The following is a 14527-nucleotide window of genomic DNA, read 5'->3' as shown; positions in this document are numbered from 1 at the left end:
AGATTAGAAGTCTTCGTTCGCTTCAGCCGCGTCTTCTTTCTCAGCAGCCTTGTCGGCTGCTGCGAGTTTTTCATCCGCGCCGTTGAGCAACATCTCACGTAACTTCAGATCAATCTCGTTTGCCACAGCAGCATTCTCTTTCAGGAAGTTGCCGGCATTCGATTTACCCTGACCAATCTTGTCGCCATTGTAGCTGTACCATGCACCCGCTTTTTCAATCAGCTTGTGCTTCACGCCCAGGTCGACCAGCTCACCAAAGGTATTGATACCTTCGCCGTACATGATCTGGAACTCAGCCTGTTTGAATGGCGCGGCGATTTTGTTTTTCACCACTTTAACGCGGGTCTCACTGCCGACCACGTTATCGCCCTCTTTGATTGCACCGATACGGCGGATATCAAGACGGACAGAGGCGTAGAACTTCAGCGCGTTACCACCAGTGGTGGTTTCCGGGTTACCAAACATCACACCAATTTTCATACGGATCTGGTTGATGAAAATCAGCAGGGTATTGGACTGCTTCAGGTTACCAGCCAGTTTACGCATCGCCTGGCTCATCATACGTGCCGCGAGGCCCATGTGTGAGTCACCGATTTCACCTTCGATTTCCGCTTTAGGCGTCAGCGCCGCGACGGAGTCGACGATGATCACGTCAACGGCACCAGAGCGCGCCAGCGCATCACAGATTTCCAGCGCCTGCTCACCAGTGTCTGGCTGAGAGCAGAGCAGGTTATCAATGTCTACGCCGAGTTTCTTGGCGTAAACCGGATCAAGCGCATGTTCTGCATCGATAAAGGCACAGGTTTTACCTTTACGCTGTGCAGATGCGATAACCTGCAGAGTCAGCGTGGTTTTACCTGAAGACTCAGGTCCGTAGATCTCAACGATACGGCCCATTGGCAGACCGCCTGCGCCTAATGCGATATCCAGCGACAGCGAGCCGGTAGAGATAGTTTCCACATCCATTGAGCGGTCTTCACCCAAGCGCATGATGGAGCCTTTACCAAATTGCTTCTCAATCTGGCCAAGCGCGGCAGCTAAAGCCTTCTGTTTGTTTTCATCAATCGCCATTTCAACTCCTAATCAAGCCGGGTAAACACGCACTCAGGGTGCCTGTACTCTTTCTGTTGCCGACAATTATACTGTATAGTCATACAGTATCAAGTTTAATTTGTCAGAAATTCGCCATACAGTTTCTGCAGGGCCCATGCCACCGACTGGCGGCGTACGGCATCACGATCGCCGCTAAAATGCTGCTGAAAAGTCAATACGTTATCCTGTGGCCCGGCAAAGCCAAACCACACCGTGCCCACCGGTTTTTCTTCACTGCCGCCATCCGGACCGGCAATACCGCTGACGGAGATCGCGTAGTCAGCATGGGCCGCCCTGCGGGCACCCAGCGCCATCTCCCGCACCACCACATCACTTACCGCACCATACTGCAACAGCGAAGCAGCCTGAACACTGACCATCTGCTGTTTGGCCTGGTTACTGTAGGTCACAAAACCCCGCTCGAACCAGGCGGAGCTGCCGCTGATATCGGTAAAGACTTTGGCAATCCATCCCCCCGTGCAGGATTCCGCACAGGTTACGGTGGCATTGTGCTGCTTCAGCTTCTCACCTATCTGCGCACTAAGCGCCTGCAATTGCTGATCATCCATTGCGACTCTCCCTTTGGCTGTGGGTTGAAGGTGGTGCAGAAAAACTGCTTTTTCAAGGTCACTCACCATTATTACGCTGTTTTTGCGGCCAGCTTTCCACTGCGCTTACCGGTTTTTCACCGCAACCATAAAAAGACGCGGGAAGGCGAGCAACACCTGACCATCGGCCTGAGCCGGATAAGCCGCGAGCAAACGCTGATGATAATCGGTCAGAAACGCCGTCTGTTCGGTCTCATCCAGCGTTGCCAGGAAAGGCCGTAAACCGGTCGCCTGCAGCCAGCTGATAATTGCCTGCGCATCGGCCATCACGTGATAATAGGTGGTACGCCAGATATCCACCTCACAGCCGGCCTGCGTCAGCAGATCGTAATACTCGCCCGTGGAAAGCAGCTGTGTACGTTCAGCGGCATCGGCATTGATGCGTGAACGCCAGCGATCCGTTGCCGCCACCTCGCGCATCAGCCGGTGCGACGGCTCATTGAGGTTATCAGGCATCTGGATCGCCAGCACGCCACCGGGCGCCAGCTGGCTGACCAGATGGGGAAACAGCGTTGCGTGATTATCCAGCCATTGCAGAGACGCGTTGGCGTAGACCACCTGCTGCGGCACATCGGCCTGCCAGTTGCGGATGTCCGCCTGGATAAAACGACAGTGCGGCAGGCGTTCAGCGGCCTGAGTTAACATCGTGGCGGAACTGTCCAGCCCGGTAATCTGCGCCAGTGGCCAGGCATCAGCGAGCAGCTCGGTGCTGTTACCGGGCCCGCATCCCAGATCGGTCACCTGCTCAACCTGTTCCAGGCTGAGGCGCGCCAGAAGTTCGCGGGCTGGACGGGTTCGTTCTGCTTCAAACTTACGGTACAGCACAGGATCCCACTCTTTCATCATGACCTCTCGCTCAGTTATCAGATGCATCCGCTTACTGAGACGGATGAAAGAGGAAAAAGTGCGACCCGTTGCTCATTTTTGAATCATGCGCTGGCAGAGACCGGCCGGAGTCATTAAGTTAAAACACTGTTTCATTTTTTTAACATCCGATTCAGGAGTCATTTATGAGTGAAAAATCGCCCTTTGCCGGTGTCTGGTGCCCTTCAGTCACCCCGTTCAATGCGCAGGGTGCGGTCGATATTGATGCGCTCGGGCGACATTTCTCCCGCCTCAATGACTCCGGTATCGATACCTTACTGGTGATGGGCAGCATTGGCGAGTTCGCCTCACTGACGCAGCAGGAACGCTTACAACTGATTCAGGAAACCAGACCCTTGTCATCGCTGAAGATGGTCGCGAACGTCTCGGCAACCTGCATTCCTGACATGCTGGAGCTGGCTGAAGCCGCCTGGAAAAATGACTTTGACGCGGTGATGGTGCTGCCGCCCTACTATTATGGCCAGACGCAAAACCAGCTGATGCACTACTTCGAAGCACTGGACGCGCAGCTCGGTGGTAAATGGTTTGCCTACAACTTTCCGGCACGCACCGGCTGCGACCTGACGCCCGCGCTGATTGCTGCCCTGGCGGCAAAGCTGCCCAACTTCGCCGGCATTAAAGATACGGTGGATTGCCTGTCGCATAACCGGATGATGATTGAAGAGACCCGCAAGGTGCGTAGCGATTTCGCCGTACTGTCGGGGTATGACGAGTACCTGCTCCCGAACCTGCTGGCGGGCGGTGCCGGCGTAATTTCAGGACTGAATAATATTGTGCCGGAGTACTTTGCGCAGATGATGACGGCATGGCGAAGTGGCAATCTGCCGGAGCTGACGCGCCTGCAGCAGCAGATCGGCCGTCTGATGGCGATTTACAGTATCGGAGATGATTTCGTAACGACAATTAAAACGGCCGTGGCACGGCGCTATGACTCGATGAGCAGCGGCTCACGAAACTACGGTGGCACGCTGAATGCGGAGCAGTGTGCCGCAATTGATAAGCTGTTCAGCTAAGCAGGAAAGCGGGCGCATCTCTGCGCCCCCGATCTCAGTTCTTTTTCACAAACTCAGATTTTAATTTCATCGGGCCAAAACCGTCGATTTTACAATCGATGTTGTGGTCCCCTTCAACCAGACGAATGCTTTTCACTTTAGTGCCGATCTTCAGCGATGAAGAACTGCCCTTCACCTTGAGATCTTTGATCACCGTGACGCTGTCGCCATCTGCCAGCAGATTGCCGTTGGCATCACGCACTTCCAGTGTTGCGTTGCTGCTGTCACCTTCTCCCTCGGTCCAGATGTGACCGCAGGAGGGGCAGTTAAGGTTATCGCCATCTTGCCAGGTGTAATCGGCGTGACAAGCCGGGCAGGCAGGTAAAGACATAATGACTCCAGAAATATCAGTGGCTGTGTGGCCTGAAAAAGGGCGTCATCATATAACCTTACAGTTAACAAGGACAGCCTTTATAACAGGCCGCCCTGGCGTGCCTTGCTCACCGCCTCACCCAACTGCCACACCGCCATCGCATAATGGGTACTGTGGTTGTAGCGGGTAATGACATAGAAATTGGGTAAGCCATACCAGTACTGGTAGCTGGTGCCCAAATCCAGGCGTAGCAGACTGACCTGATCGTTACCGTTCAGCGAGCCCTGTGGGGACAATCCTGACGCCGCCAGCATGCTCACGCTGTAACGGGTTTTGAAGCCATCTTCCAGCATCGGCGCCTGACCGCTGGCCGGTACCGCCACATTTTCGCCGCTGCGCCAGCCATGCTTCTGGAAATAATGCGCCACGCTGCCGATAGCATCCACCGGATCCCACAGGTTTGCATGACCGTCGCCGTTGAAATCAACCGCATAATCATTGTAAGAGGAGGGCATAAACTGACCATAGCCCATCGCCCCGGCAAAGGAGCCTTTCAGCGCCAGCGGGTCATCCTGCTCTTTGCGCGACATCAACAGAAAGGTTTCCAGCTCGCTGCTGAAGTACTCTGCGCGGCGCGGATAGTTAAAGGATAAGGTCGCAAGCGCATCCAGAATCCGCGTTTTCCCCATCACGCGCCCCCAGCGGGTTTCCACACCAATGATGCCCACGATAATTTCCGGTGGCACGCCATAAACCTGCTGTGCGCGTTGCAGGGCATCCTGATACTGATTCCAGAACGCCACCCCATTTTGCACGTTATCGGGCGTAATGAACTTGTTGCGATAGCGGATCCAGGCGCCATTAGGCCCTGGCGCTGGCGTATAGCTTGGTGCCTGACGGTCCATCAGTCGCAGCACATAATCCAGTCGTTTGGCCTGACCGATGATGTTGTGCAGTTGCTGACGGTCAAAGTCATGCTTCTCTACCATCTTATCGATAAATTGCTCTGCTGCCGGGTTACCGGCAAAGTCGCCAAACATCGCCTGTCCGCTGTGCGACGGCTGCAGTAAAAAACCGCCCTGTGGCGCAGCCAGCATCTTCTGCTGGGACGGGACTTCAGGTTTGCTGCTGCAGGAGGCCAGAAGCGGGATGAACGCAAGGAAGGCTAACTTGAGGCGCATCGGTTATCCATAAACGAGGGGTAATTTCAGATGCGGTAATAGTAGACGTTCAGCGCAATGACATACAGGGCAAAATCTTAAAAAAACGTCAAGGCAGCCGTGGGCTAAAATGGCTGCGGGTCTCTCTCTGTCCCGCAGCCATCATGCGCTTAGCGGCGGTTTCTCACCAGCTGATAGCGACGGGTCAGATACTCAACCGGCGCGCTCCAGATATGCACCAGCCGGCAGAACGGGAACAGCAGGAACAGCGTCATTCCCAGCACCATGTGCACGCGGTAGATAAACGCCACGCCGTCGAGATGCTGCGAAGCGCCACCGTGGAAGGTCACCACCGCCTGCGCCCAGCCCACCAGCTTCATCATTTCACTGCCGTCCATATGCTGGGCGGAGAAGGGAATGGTCAGCAGGCCCAGCGTCGCCTGAGCCACCAGCAGGGTCATGATCAGAATATCACCGACGCTACTGGTCGCCCGCACCCGTGGATTGGTCAGACGGCGCTTCAGCAGCAGTCCACCGCCCACCAGTGTCATCGCCCCGAACAGGCCACCGGCAATCATCGCCAGTTTCTGCTTCACGTCGATCGGCAGGAAGGATTCATACATCCAGTGCGGCGTCAGCATCCCGACGATATGACCGAAGAAAATACCGATGATGCCGATGTGAAACAGGTTGGAGGCGAGACGCATCCCTTTTTTGTCCAGCATCTGACTGGAACCGGCACGCCAGCTGTATTGCCCGTAGTCATAGCGCAGCCAGCTTCCCACCAGGAAGACCGTTCCGGCGAGGTAGGGGTAAATATCGAAGAAGAAAGTGTTAATAAAATTCATGCTGATTCTCCTGTGGTACGCGCCGTCGCCGCGGCGATGTCCAGATACTGCGGCGCGACCGCATCGGCGAAGCGACGCTGATGCATCGCCTGCTGCGCCGAGGCGCAGCCCTGTTCGCCGAGAAATTTAATCTGCTCCTCTTCCCAGACAGCATCCAGTGCTGCCGGCGTATCGTCGCGCGCTTCCTGCGCCACCTGTGGCTTGAGGGCCGCAGGATCAACCGCGCTACCGGACAGCGTCAGTAATACTGTGAAGAGATCGGCGTAGGGGCTCTGACGCTCTTCAAGCCGCGCCGCCAGCAAGGCCAGGATAGGCACGATGTCGTCCAGTCCCTGACGCGCGGCCTCATCGCTTTTACAGGCGAGATACTCCAGGTAGAGCGGCAGGAAATCGGGCAGCTCTTTGCTGTCCAGCTCCAGACCATCGGCACGATACTGTTCCAGCAGATCAACCATCGCCTGACCGCGATCGCGTGACTCACCGTGCACGTGTTCAAACAGCAGCAGCGAGGTGGCGCGGCCACGATCAAACAGTTCGCAGTAGTCAGCCTGCACGTCCAGCAGTGGCCGGGCACAGAGCTGATTGATAAAACGCACCAGCCGTGCGCTCTGCTGCAGGTTGAGTTCAGTGGCGTCATCCAGCGCCGCGATCAGGTCGGAAGAGTGGGTAAACAGCGCCTCGTCCGGGTAGTCCAGCAGCCGCGAAAGAATCCGTAACGTCATCATGAGGCATCCTCCGGACGAATGGTTTTCTTACTGACGTCGATGGCATCAATACGGCGGCTGTTGAACAGGTTGAATTTGCTGTCGCTGCCGTGACAGCCATCGCCAAAGCTAAAGCCGCAGCCTTTGCTTTCCGGGAAGGCTTCACGTGCCAGTTCGCGATGGCTGGAGGGCACCACAAAGCGATCTTCATAGTTCGCGATCGCCAGATAGCGGTACATCTCCTGCGCCTGCGCTTCGGTCAGGCCGACCTGCTCCAGCGCCCGGATATCATGCTCACCGTCCACGCTTTCTGCGCGTTTGTAATGACGCATTGCCAGCATCCGCTTCAGTGCCAGCAGCACCGGTGCGGTGTCGCCTGCGGTCAGCAGGTTCGCCAGATACTCAACCGGAATGCGCAGGCTTTCCACATCCGGCAGCACGCCGGTGTGCGCCAGCGCCCCGCCATCCACCGCCGACTGAATCGGTGACAGTGGTGGCACATACCAGACCATTGGCAGCGTGCGGTATTCAGGGTGAAGTGGCAGCGCCAGCTTCCACTCCATCGCCATTTTATAGACCGGTGAACGCTGTGCTGCATCGATCACGCTCTGCGCAACGCCATCTTTCAGCGCCTGCGCAATCACCGCCGGATCGTTGGGATCAAGGAAGATATCCAGCTGGCTCTGATAGAGATCTTTCTCGTTTTCCGCTGCGGCCGCCTGTTCAATGCGGTCAGCGTCATAGAGCAACACGCCGAGATAGCGGATACGGCCGACACAGGTTTCTGAACAGACGGTGGGCTGGCCCGCTTCAATGCGCGGATAACAGAAAATGCATTTTTCTGATTTGCCGCTTTTCCAGTTGAAGTAGATCTTCTTGTACGGACAGCCGGTGAGGCACATCCGCCAGCCGCGACATTTATCCTGGTCGATCAGCACGATGCCATCTTCGCCGCGTTTGTAGATCGCGCCGCTTGGGCAGGTCGCCACACACGCCGGGTTGAGGCAGTGCTCACACAGGCGCGGCAGGTACATCATGAAGGTGTGCTCAAACTGACCGTAAATCTCCTTCTGGATGTTATCGAAGTTCTTATCCTGCGAACGTTTGGCAAACTCGCCGCCGAGGATCTCTTCCCAGTTCGGGCCGTTTTCGATCTTTTTCATCCGCTGACCGGTGATCAGCGAGCGCGGACGCGCAATCGGCTGATGCTTACCGGCGGGCGCATTGTGCAGATGCTGATAATCAAAATCGAACGGTTCGTAGTAATCATCCAGCGCCGGCACATCCGGGTTGGCGAAGATCTTCGACAGCAGGCCGATGCGACTCCCCATGCGCGGCTCCAGCTTACCGTTGATCTTACGGATCCAGCCGCCCTTCCACTTCTGCTGATCTTCCCAGGCGTGCGGATAGCCAACACCAGGTTTGCTTTCAACGTTGTTAAACCAGGCGTACTCCATGCCCTCGCGGCTGGTCCAGACGTTTTTACAGGTCACCGAGCAGGTGTGGCAGCCGATACATTTGTCGAGGTTCAGCACCATGCCGACCTGTGAACGAATTTTCATGGTTTTACCTCCTGCTGGCTGCCCTGGCAGGCATCGTTGCCTTCCCCATCTAACCAGTTAACGTTGTTCATTTTTCTCACTACCACGAACTCATCGCGGTTAGAGCCGACGGTGCCGTAGTAGTTAAAGCCCCAGGAGAGCTGCGCATAACCGCCGATCATATGGGTCGGTTTCGGGCAGGTCCGCGTCACCGAGTTATGGATCCCGCCGCGCTGGCTGGTGATCTCCGAGCCAGGGATATTCACGATACGTTCCTGCGCGTGGTACATCATGGTCATACCCGCCGGGATGCGCTGACTCACTACTGCACGTGCGGTCAGCGCACCGTTGGCATTGAACGCCTCGATCCAGTCGTTATCCACGATACCCAGCTCACGAGCGTCATCTTCACTCATCCAGACAATCGGTCCACCGCGCGACAGTGTCAGCATCAGCAGATTGTCGCTGTAGGTGGAGTGAATGCCCCACTTCTGGTGTGGCGTCAGGAAGTTCAGCGCCTTCTCCGGGTTACCGTTGGGTTTGCTGTTCAGCAACGGCTTCGCCGCACGGGTATCGATTGGCGGACGATAGACCATCAGGCTCTCACCGAAGGCGCGCATCCACTCATGATCCTGATAGAGCTGCTGACGGCCGCTCAGGGTTCGCCACGGGATCAGCTCATGAACGTTGGTGTAGCAGGCGTTGTAAGAGACATGTTCATCTTCCAGCCCTGACCAGGTCGGGCTGGAGATAATTTTGCGCGGCTGCGCCTGGATATCGCGGAAGCGAATCTTCTCATCTTCTTTATTGAGCGCCAGGTGGGTGTGGTCACGACCGGTAATCACGCCCAGTGCCTGCCAGGCTTTCACCGCCACCTGACCATTGGTTTCCGGTGCCAGCGCCAGGATCACTTCTGCCGCATCGATCGCCGTGTCGATATTCGGCCGCCCCGCTGCCGGGCCATCCGCTTTGACGTAGTTCAGTTGCTTGAGGAAATCGACCTCTTTGCTGGTGTTCCAGCTGATACCTTTGCCGCCGTTACCCAGGGTCTCCAGCAACGGTCCCAGCGAGGTAAAGCGCTCCCAGGTCGCCGGATAGTCGCGCTCCACCACCATAATGTGTGGCGCGGTTTTACCCGGAATCAGATCGCATTCGCCTTTTTTCCAGTCTTTCGCCTCAAAAGGCTGCGCCAGTTCCGCGGGTGAGTCATGCAACACCGGCAGAGTAACGACGTCCGTTTCAACGCCTAAATGACCCGGGCAGAGATCGGAGAAGGCTTTGGCGATGCCTTTGTAGATCTCCCAGTCACTTTTTGAGTCCCAGGCAGGATCGACGGCCGCCGAAAGCGGATGAATAAACGGATGCATATCCGAGGTATTCATATCGTCTTTTTCATACCAGGTCGCCGTTGGCAGCACGACATCGGAGTAGAGACAGGTGCTCGACATGCGGAAGTCGAGTGTGACCACCAGATCCAGTTTGCCTTCGGCACCCTGATCCAGCCACTCCACCTCTTCCGGCTTCACGCGGCCCTGCTGGCCTAAATCTTTGCCCTGAATGCCGTTTTCCGTGCCCAGCAGATACTTCAGCATGTACTCATGCCCTTTACCGGATGAGCCGAGCAGATTGGAGCGCCAGACAAACAGGTTACGCGGGAAGTTCTGCGGATCGTCCGGCTGTTCAGCGGCAAACCGCATGGTGCCCTGCTTCAGGCTTTCCACGGTGTAATCCAGCGGCGACTGACCGGCGGCTTTCGCCTGCGCCGCGATGTGCAGCGGGTTGACGTTAAGCTGCGGCGCTGAAGGCAGCCAGCCCATACGTTCGGAACGGACGTTAAGGTCGATCAGGCTGCCGCTGTAGCGACTTTTATCCGCCAGCGGGGAGAGCAGTTCGCTGGTGGCCAGGGTTTCATAGCGCCACTGACTGGAGTGGTTGTAGAAGAAGGAGGTGCTGTTCATCTGGCGTGGCGGACGCTGCCAGTCCAGGCCAAAGGCCAGCGGGGTCCAGCCGGTCTGCGGACGAAGTTTCTCCTGACCGACATAGTGCGCCCAGCCACCGCCGCTCTGACCGACGCAGCCGCAGAAAATCAGCATGTTCATCAGGCCACGATAGTTCATGTCCATGTGATACCAGTGGTTCATACCGGCACCGACGATGATCATCGAACGACCGCGGGTTTTCTCGGCGTTTTCGGCAAATTCACGGGCAATGCGAATGATGTTCTGACGGGAGACACCCGTAATCTGCTCCGCCCAGGCCGGGCTGTACGCTTTGATGTCGTCGTAGGTTTGCGCGCAGTTGGCATCATCCAGACCGCGATCCAGACCATAATTCGCCAGCGTCAGATCGTAGACGCTGGTGACCAGCGCTTCACTGCCATCCGCCAGTTGCAGGCGTTTCACCGGCAGCTTATGCAGCAGGATTTCGTCCAGCGCAACGCTGTTGAAATGCTCGCTGGTAATGCCACCGAAGTAAGGGAAACCGACCTCCACCACCTCATCATGGCTGCCGAGCAGGCTGAGCTGCAGTTCAACTTCCTGATGTGACGCCCCATCACGCTGCTCGAGGTTCCACTTGCCTTTTTCGCCCCAGCGGAAGCCGATAGATCCCTGCGGCGCGGTCAGTTCCCCGGTCGCCTCGTTGATCGCGACGGTTTTCCACTCCGGGTTATTCTCCTGACCGAGCCCATCCACCAGATCGCTGGCGCGCAGCTGACGGCCGGCGGCGTAAAAACCGCCCTCACGGGGTTCCAGCAGCACCAGCATCGGCATATCGGTGTAACGACGCACGTAGTCGCGGAAATAGCCAACTTCGCGATCAAGATGAAACTCTTTCAGCATCACGTGGCCCATCGCCAGCGCCATCGCGCTGTCGGTGCCCTGCTTCGGACTCAGCCACTGGTCACACAGCTTCGCGACCTCAGCATAGTCCGGCGTGATCGCCACGGTTTTCGTCCCTTTATAGCGGACTTCCGTAAAGAAGTGTGCATCCGGGGTGCGGGTCTGCGGCACGTTAGAGCCCCAGGCAATAATGTAGGAGGAGTTGTACCAGTCAGCCGATTCCGGCACGTCGGTCTGCTCGCCCCAGGTCATCGGTGAGGCTGGCGGCAGATCGCAGTACCAGTCGTAGAAGCTCAGACAGGTTCCGCCAATCAGTGACAGGTAACGTGCGCCCGCAGCGTAAGAGACCATCGACATCGCCGGAATCGGTGAGAATCCCATAATGCGGTCAGGGCCGTAGGTCTTCGCGGTGCAGATGTTCGCGGCGGCGATCATCTCGTTGACTTCCTGCCAGCTGGAGCGGACAAAGCCGCCGCGTCCACGCGCCTGTTTGTAGCTTCTGGCCTTTTCAGGATTGCTGATGATGGATGCCCAGGCGTCCACCGGGTCGCTGTGCTGCGCTTTCGCATCGCGCCAGAGCTGAATCAGCTTCTTGCGCATTAACGGATATTTCAGGCGGTTAGCGCTGTAGAGATACCACGAGTAGCTGGCACCGCGTGGGCAGCCACGCGGCTCATGGTTTGGCAGATCGGGACGGGTACGCGGATAGTCGGTCTGCTGGGTCTCCCAGGTGACCAGTCCATTTTTGACGTAGATTTTCCAGCTGCATGAGCCGGTACAGTTAACGCCGTGCGTGGAGCGCACGATTTTATCGTGCTGCCAGCGACTGCGATAGCCATCTTCCCAGTCGCGGTTGCTGTTTAACGTCTGGCCATGCTGGCCGGAAAAGGGTTCGGCCAGCTGTTTGAAATAGCGAAACCGATCAAGAAACTTGCTCATCCGGAATACTCCTGAAGGCTTAATGTGACATTGCTGACTCTGCATCTGTCCCGACACAGAAAGTGAAATTGTGCCGGTGCGCCACACCGGCTTTGTCGTTATCAGGCGCGTGATTTTCGGCCGTAAACCAGCCAGGTCACCGCGATGCAGCAGAGATAAAAGACCAGGAAGATTTTCATCGCGCCGGCGGGTGAACCGGTCATGGCGAGCGAAAGGCCAAAAGTCTGCGGAATAAAGAAACCGCCCAGCGCGCCAATGGCGGAGATAAAGCCGAGCGCAGCAGAGGTTTCTGTTGCCGCTTCGCGCTGTGCCAGCGCATCGTCGCCGCCCTCAGCTTTGATACGTTCCAGCGTCAGCTTACGGAAGATCACCGCAATCATCTGGTAGGTGGAGCCGCTGCCCAGCCCGGACGTCAGGAACAGGCCCATAAACACGGCGAAGAAGGCCACGAACGAGCCATCATGTCCGGCACCCGGCAGGGTAAGGAACAGCAGCGCAGCAAACAGCGCCATCAGCACGTAGTTGATCAGCGTGACGCGGGTACCGCCGAAGCGGTCAGAAATGATGCCGCCTGCTGAACGGGCCAGCGCGCCAATAAAGGGGCCGAAAAAGGCGTAATGCATGATCACGACATCAGGAAATTGCGTCTTCGTCAGCATGGCAAAACCGGCAGAGAAACCAATAAACGAGCCAAAGGTGGCCAGATAGAGCAGCGCCATAACCCACAGGTGGGGACGTTTCAGCACCGGTAACTGCTCACGCAGCGAGGATTTCGCCGCCGCCAGGTCATTCATGCCGAACCAGGCCGCCAGCGTGCCGATCGCCAGGAACGGCACCCAGATCCAGGCGGCATTTTCCAGCCAGATGCTGTCGCCGGTGACGGTGGTCTGACCCACATCGGCAAAACCAAAAATGGCACAGGAGATCGCCAGCGGGGCGACAAACTGCATTACGCTGACGCCAAGATTACCGAGGCCGCCGTTGATACCCAGCGCGCCGCCCTGACGGGCTTTGGGAAAGAAGAAGCTGATATTGCCCATGCTCGACGCGAAGTTAGCGCCACCAAAACCGCACAGCAGGGAAATCACCATAAAAGTGGTGAATGAGGTCTGGCTGTCCTGTACGGCAAAGCCGAGCCAAAGGCAGGGAATGATCAGGATGCCGGTGCTGAAGGCGGTCCAGCGACGTCCTCCAAAGATGGGAATAACAAAAGAGTAAGGCACACGCAGCAACGCGCCAGAAACCGACGGCAGTGCGGTCAGTAAAAAGAGCTGCTCAGTGCTGAAGGTAAAGCCAACTTTATTCAGGTTAACCGCAACGGTGCTGAACAGCATCCAGACGCAGAAGCCCAGCAGCAGACAGAAGACAGAAATCCACAGGTTACGGCTGGCGATACGTTTACCACGCGCCTGCCAGAACGCGTCGTTTTCCGGTTGCCAGTCCTGAATTAACGCGCCGCGCGTCGGGGTTTGCAAAGAGGTGGATTGGGTCATAAATCTCTCATCAGCAGAATAATAATTGTGCGTATCCTGCGCATCCGGCGTGGTGTCGGGCTTGATACAAATCAACGGCAATGCAGGTTACAGAGGCACGCCGCCCTCTCTTCACCCCGGTTAAGTAGTTGACTGAATTCAGATAAACCTTATAAATCATAGGGTTTAAACACGGCCGCCCATGCCTTCTGTAAAAGGGTGTCCGACTGGAAATAAAGGAGTAGTCCATTGGGGGTATATAGCGACCCCGCTTCACCGGTAAGATAGGCTCTCCGCCCGCTCAGGGCTGGCGTATGTGACAGGAACAGGAGCCATTGTGACGGCAGAGAAATTTACGCTTTTATTGATCGACGACCATCCCATGCTGCGCAATGGCCTGAAGCAGCTGATTGCGCTGGATGAAAGGCTGCAGGTGGTTGCCGAAGCGGGTAATGGCATTGATGGCCTGGCGCTGGCACAGCAGCATGATCCCGACCTGATCCTGCTTGATCTCAATATGCCAGGTCTGAACGGACTGGATACCCTGACCCAGCTGCGTGAGATAGCCCTTTCTGGCCGGGTAGTGGTGTTCAGCGTTTCAGATAATGAAGAGGATGTGGTCAGCGCGCTGAAGCGCGGCGCTGATGGTTATCTGCTGAAAGATATGGAACCGGAAGCCTTACTGAAAGCGCTGCATCAGGCTGCTGCCGGTCAGATCGTGCTGAGCGAGGCGTTAACCCCGATTCTGGTCGCCCGGTTGCGTGAAGCGCAGCCTGCTCAGACGCGCGACATCAATCAGCTGACCCGGCGCGAGCGCGATATTCTGCAACTGATCAGCGACGGGATGACCAATAAAGCGATTGCCCGCAAGCTGGCCATCAGTGAAAGCACGGTTAAGGTTCACGTTAAATATCTGCTGAAGAAGATGAACCTTAAATCCCGACTTGAAGCCGCCGTCTGGGCGCTGCAGAACGGGCTGCACTGACCTTTCCCCCTTCCCGATGCGGCGCAGTTCCGTCCTGCCGGCCATAAACTGCCGCAGAAATCGCGAGCCGCCTCGCAGCCCCGCATCA

12 protein-coding genes are annotated in these 14527 nt (G+C 56.8%); 2 read left to right on the top strand and 10 right to left on the bottom strand.

The window, feature by feature from the left end; all coding sequences use genetic code 11:
- Nucleotides 1-3: 3 nt before the first annotated feature.
- From recA to tam, 3 genes are all read right to left on the bottom strand, one after another.
- A complete protein-coding gene (recA, locus tag ACXKZD_RS04280) occupies nucleotides 4-1071 on the bottom strand; it encodes a recombinase RecA (RefSeq protein ID WP_010248510.1) in 1068 nt (355 codons plus the stop codon).
- Between the two features lie 95 nt (nucleotides 1072-1166).
- Nucleotides 1167-1661 (bottom strand): nicotinamide-nucleotide amidase, encoded by a 495-nt coding sequence (gene pncC / locus ACXKZD_RS04275; RefSeq protein WP_010248512.1) that lies wholly within the window; start codon nucleotides 1659-1661, stop codon nucleotides 1167-1169.
- Between the two features lie 105 nt (nucleotides 1662-1766).
- Nucleotides 1767-2543, bottom strand: coding sequence for a trans-aconitate 2-methyltransferase (gene tam, locus ACXKZD_RS04270; RefSeq protein ID WP_033770048.1), 777 nt, complete (start codon nucleotides 2541-2543; stop codon nucleotides 1767-1769).
- Nucleotides 2544-2710: 167 nt separating this feature from the next.
- On the opposite strand from tam, the gene ACXKZD_RS04265 reads away from it, so the two are divergent.
- Nucleotides 2711-3598, top strand: a complete 888-nt coding sequence (locus ACXKZD_RS04265; protein ID WP_060680816.1) for a dihydrodipicolinate synthase family protein — start codon at nucleotides 2711-2713, stop codon at nucleotides 3596-3598.
- 34 nt (nucleotides 3599-3632) lie between these two features.
- Here the strand turns inward: ACXKZD_RS04265 and ACXKZD_RS04260 are convergent, their stop codons facing one another.
- The 7 genes from ACXKZD_RS04260 to ACXKZD_RS04230 all read right to left on the bottom strand — a co-directional run bounded on the left by ACXKZD_RS04260 (nucleotide 3633) and on the right by ACXKZD_RS04230 (nucleotide 13475).
- Nucleotides 3633-3968, bottom strand: a complete 336-nt coding sequence (locus tag ACXKZD_RS04260; protein ID WP_010248517.1) for a zinc ribbon domain-containing protein YjdM — start codon at nucleotides 3966-3968, stop codon at nucleotides 3633-3635.
- Between the two features lie 80 nt (nucleotides 3969-4048).
- Nucleotides 4049-5131, bottom strand: a complete 1083-nt coding sequence (gene mltB, locus ACXKZD_RS04255; RefSeq protein ID WP_010248519.1) for a lytic murein transglycosylase B — start codon at nucleotides 5129-5131, stop codon at nucleotides 4049-4051.
- 149 nt (nucleotides 5132-5280) lie between these two features.
- On the bottom strand, nucleotides 5281-5958 hold the full coding sequence (gene narI / locus ACXKZD_RS04250; RefSeq protein WP_022623789.1) for a respiratory nitrate reductase subunit gamma: 678 nt from the start codon (nucleotides 5956-5958) through the stop codon (nucleotides 5281-5283).
- Nucleotides 5955-6683: a nitrate reductase molybdenum cofactor assembly chaperone gene (narJ, locus tag ACXKZD_RS04245; protein WP_033772484.1), complete on the bottom strand. Its 729-nt coding sequence runs from the start codon at nucleotides 6681-6683 to the stop codon at nucleotides 5955-5957. Before narJ ends, narI begins: the two co-directional genes overlap by 4 nt.
- Entirely contained in the window at nucleotides 6680-8224 is a 1545-nt protein-coding gene (gene narH, locus ACXKZD_RS04240; protein ID WP_010248525.1) for a nitrate reductase subunit beta, read from the bottom strand. Before narH ends, narJ begins: the two co-directional genes overlap by 4 nt.
- Nucleotides 8221-11982, bottom strand: a complete 3762-nt coding sequence (locus tag ACXKZD_RS04235) for a nitrate reductase subunit alpha (protein WP_010248527.1) — start codon at nucleotides 11980-11982, stop codon at nucleotides 8221-8223. The genes narH and ACXKZD_RS04235 overlap by 4 nt, the downstream gene beginning before the upstream one ends.
- Nucleotides 11983-12083: 101 nt before the next feature.
- Entirely contained in the window at nucleotides 12084-13475 is a 1392-nt protein-coding gene (locus tag ACXKZD_RS04230) for a NarK family nitrate/nitrite MFS transporter (protein ID WP_167423911.1), read from the bottom strand.
- Between the two features lie 361 nt (nucleotides 13476-13836).
- Here ACXKZD_RS04230 and narL point away from each other — a divergent pair, with 361 nt between their 5' ends.
- Complete coding sequence (gene narL / locus ACXKZD_RS04225) at nucleotides 13837-14439, top strand: two-component system response regulator NarL (protein ID WP_050442355.1); 603 nt, start codon at nucleotides 13837-13839, stop codon at nucleotides 14437-14439.
- The last annotated feature ends 88 nt before the right edge of the window (nucleotides 14440-14527 follow it).

The sequence above is a fragment of the Pantoea sp. ABR1s genome, from assembly GCF_057812235.1.
Note: the sequence above shows the minus strand (reverse complement) of the source record. Positions and strands in the feature narration are given on the sequence as shown.

Bases quoted from the DNA above. Each gene is read 5' to 3' on its own strand.
- ACXKZD_RS04235 (WP_010248527.1), bottom strand. From the start codon at position 11,982: ATGAGCAAGTTTCTTGATCGGTTTCGCTATTTCAAACAGCTGGCCGAA.
- mltB (WP_010248519.1), bottom strand. From the start codon at position 5,131: ATGCGCCTCAAGTTAGCCTTCCTTGCGTTCATCCCGCTTCTGGCCTCC.
- pncC (WP_010248512.1), bottom strand. From the start codon at position 1,661: ATGGATGATCAGCAATTGCAGGCGCTTAGTGCGCAGATAGGTGAGAAG.
- ACXKZD_RS04265 (WP_060680816.1), top strand. From the start codon at position 2,711: ATGAGTGAAAAATCGCCCTTTGCCGGTGTCTGGTGCCCTTCAGTCACC.
- narH (WP_010248525.1), bottom strand. From the start codon at position 8,224: ATGAAAATTCGTTCACAGGTCGGCATGGTGCTGAACCTCGACAAATGT.
- ACXKZD_RS04230 (WP_167423911.1), bottom strand. From the start codon at position 13,475: ATGACCCAATCCACCTCTTTGCAAACCCCGACGCGCGGCGCGTTAATT.
- narI (WP_022623789.1), bottom strand. From the start codon at position 5,958: ATGAATTTTATTAACACTTTCTTCTTCGATATTTACCCCTACCTCGCC.
- recA (WP_010248510.1), bottom strand. From the start codon at position 1,071: ATGGCGATTGATGAAAACAAACAGAAGGCTTTAGCTGCCGCGCTTGGC.
- ACXKZD_RS04260 (WP_010248517.1), bottom strand. From the start codon at position 3,968: ATGTCTTTACCTGCCTGCCCGGCTTGTCACGCCGATTACACCTGGCAA.
- tam (WP_033770048.1), bottom strand. From the start codon at position 2,543: ATGAAAGAGTGGGATCCTGTGCTGTACCGTAAGTTTGAAGCAGAACGA.
- narL (WP_050442355.1), top strand. From the start codon at position 13,837: ATGCTGCGCAATGGCCTGAAGCAGCTGATTGCGCTGGATGAAAGGCTG.
- narJ (WP_033772484.1), bottom strand. From the start codon at position 6,683: ATGATGACGTTACGGATTCTTTCGCGGCTGCTGGACTACCCGGACGAG.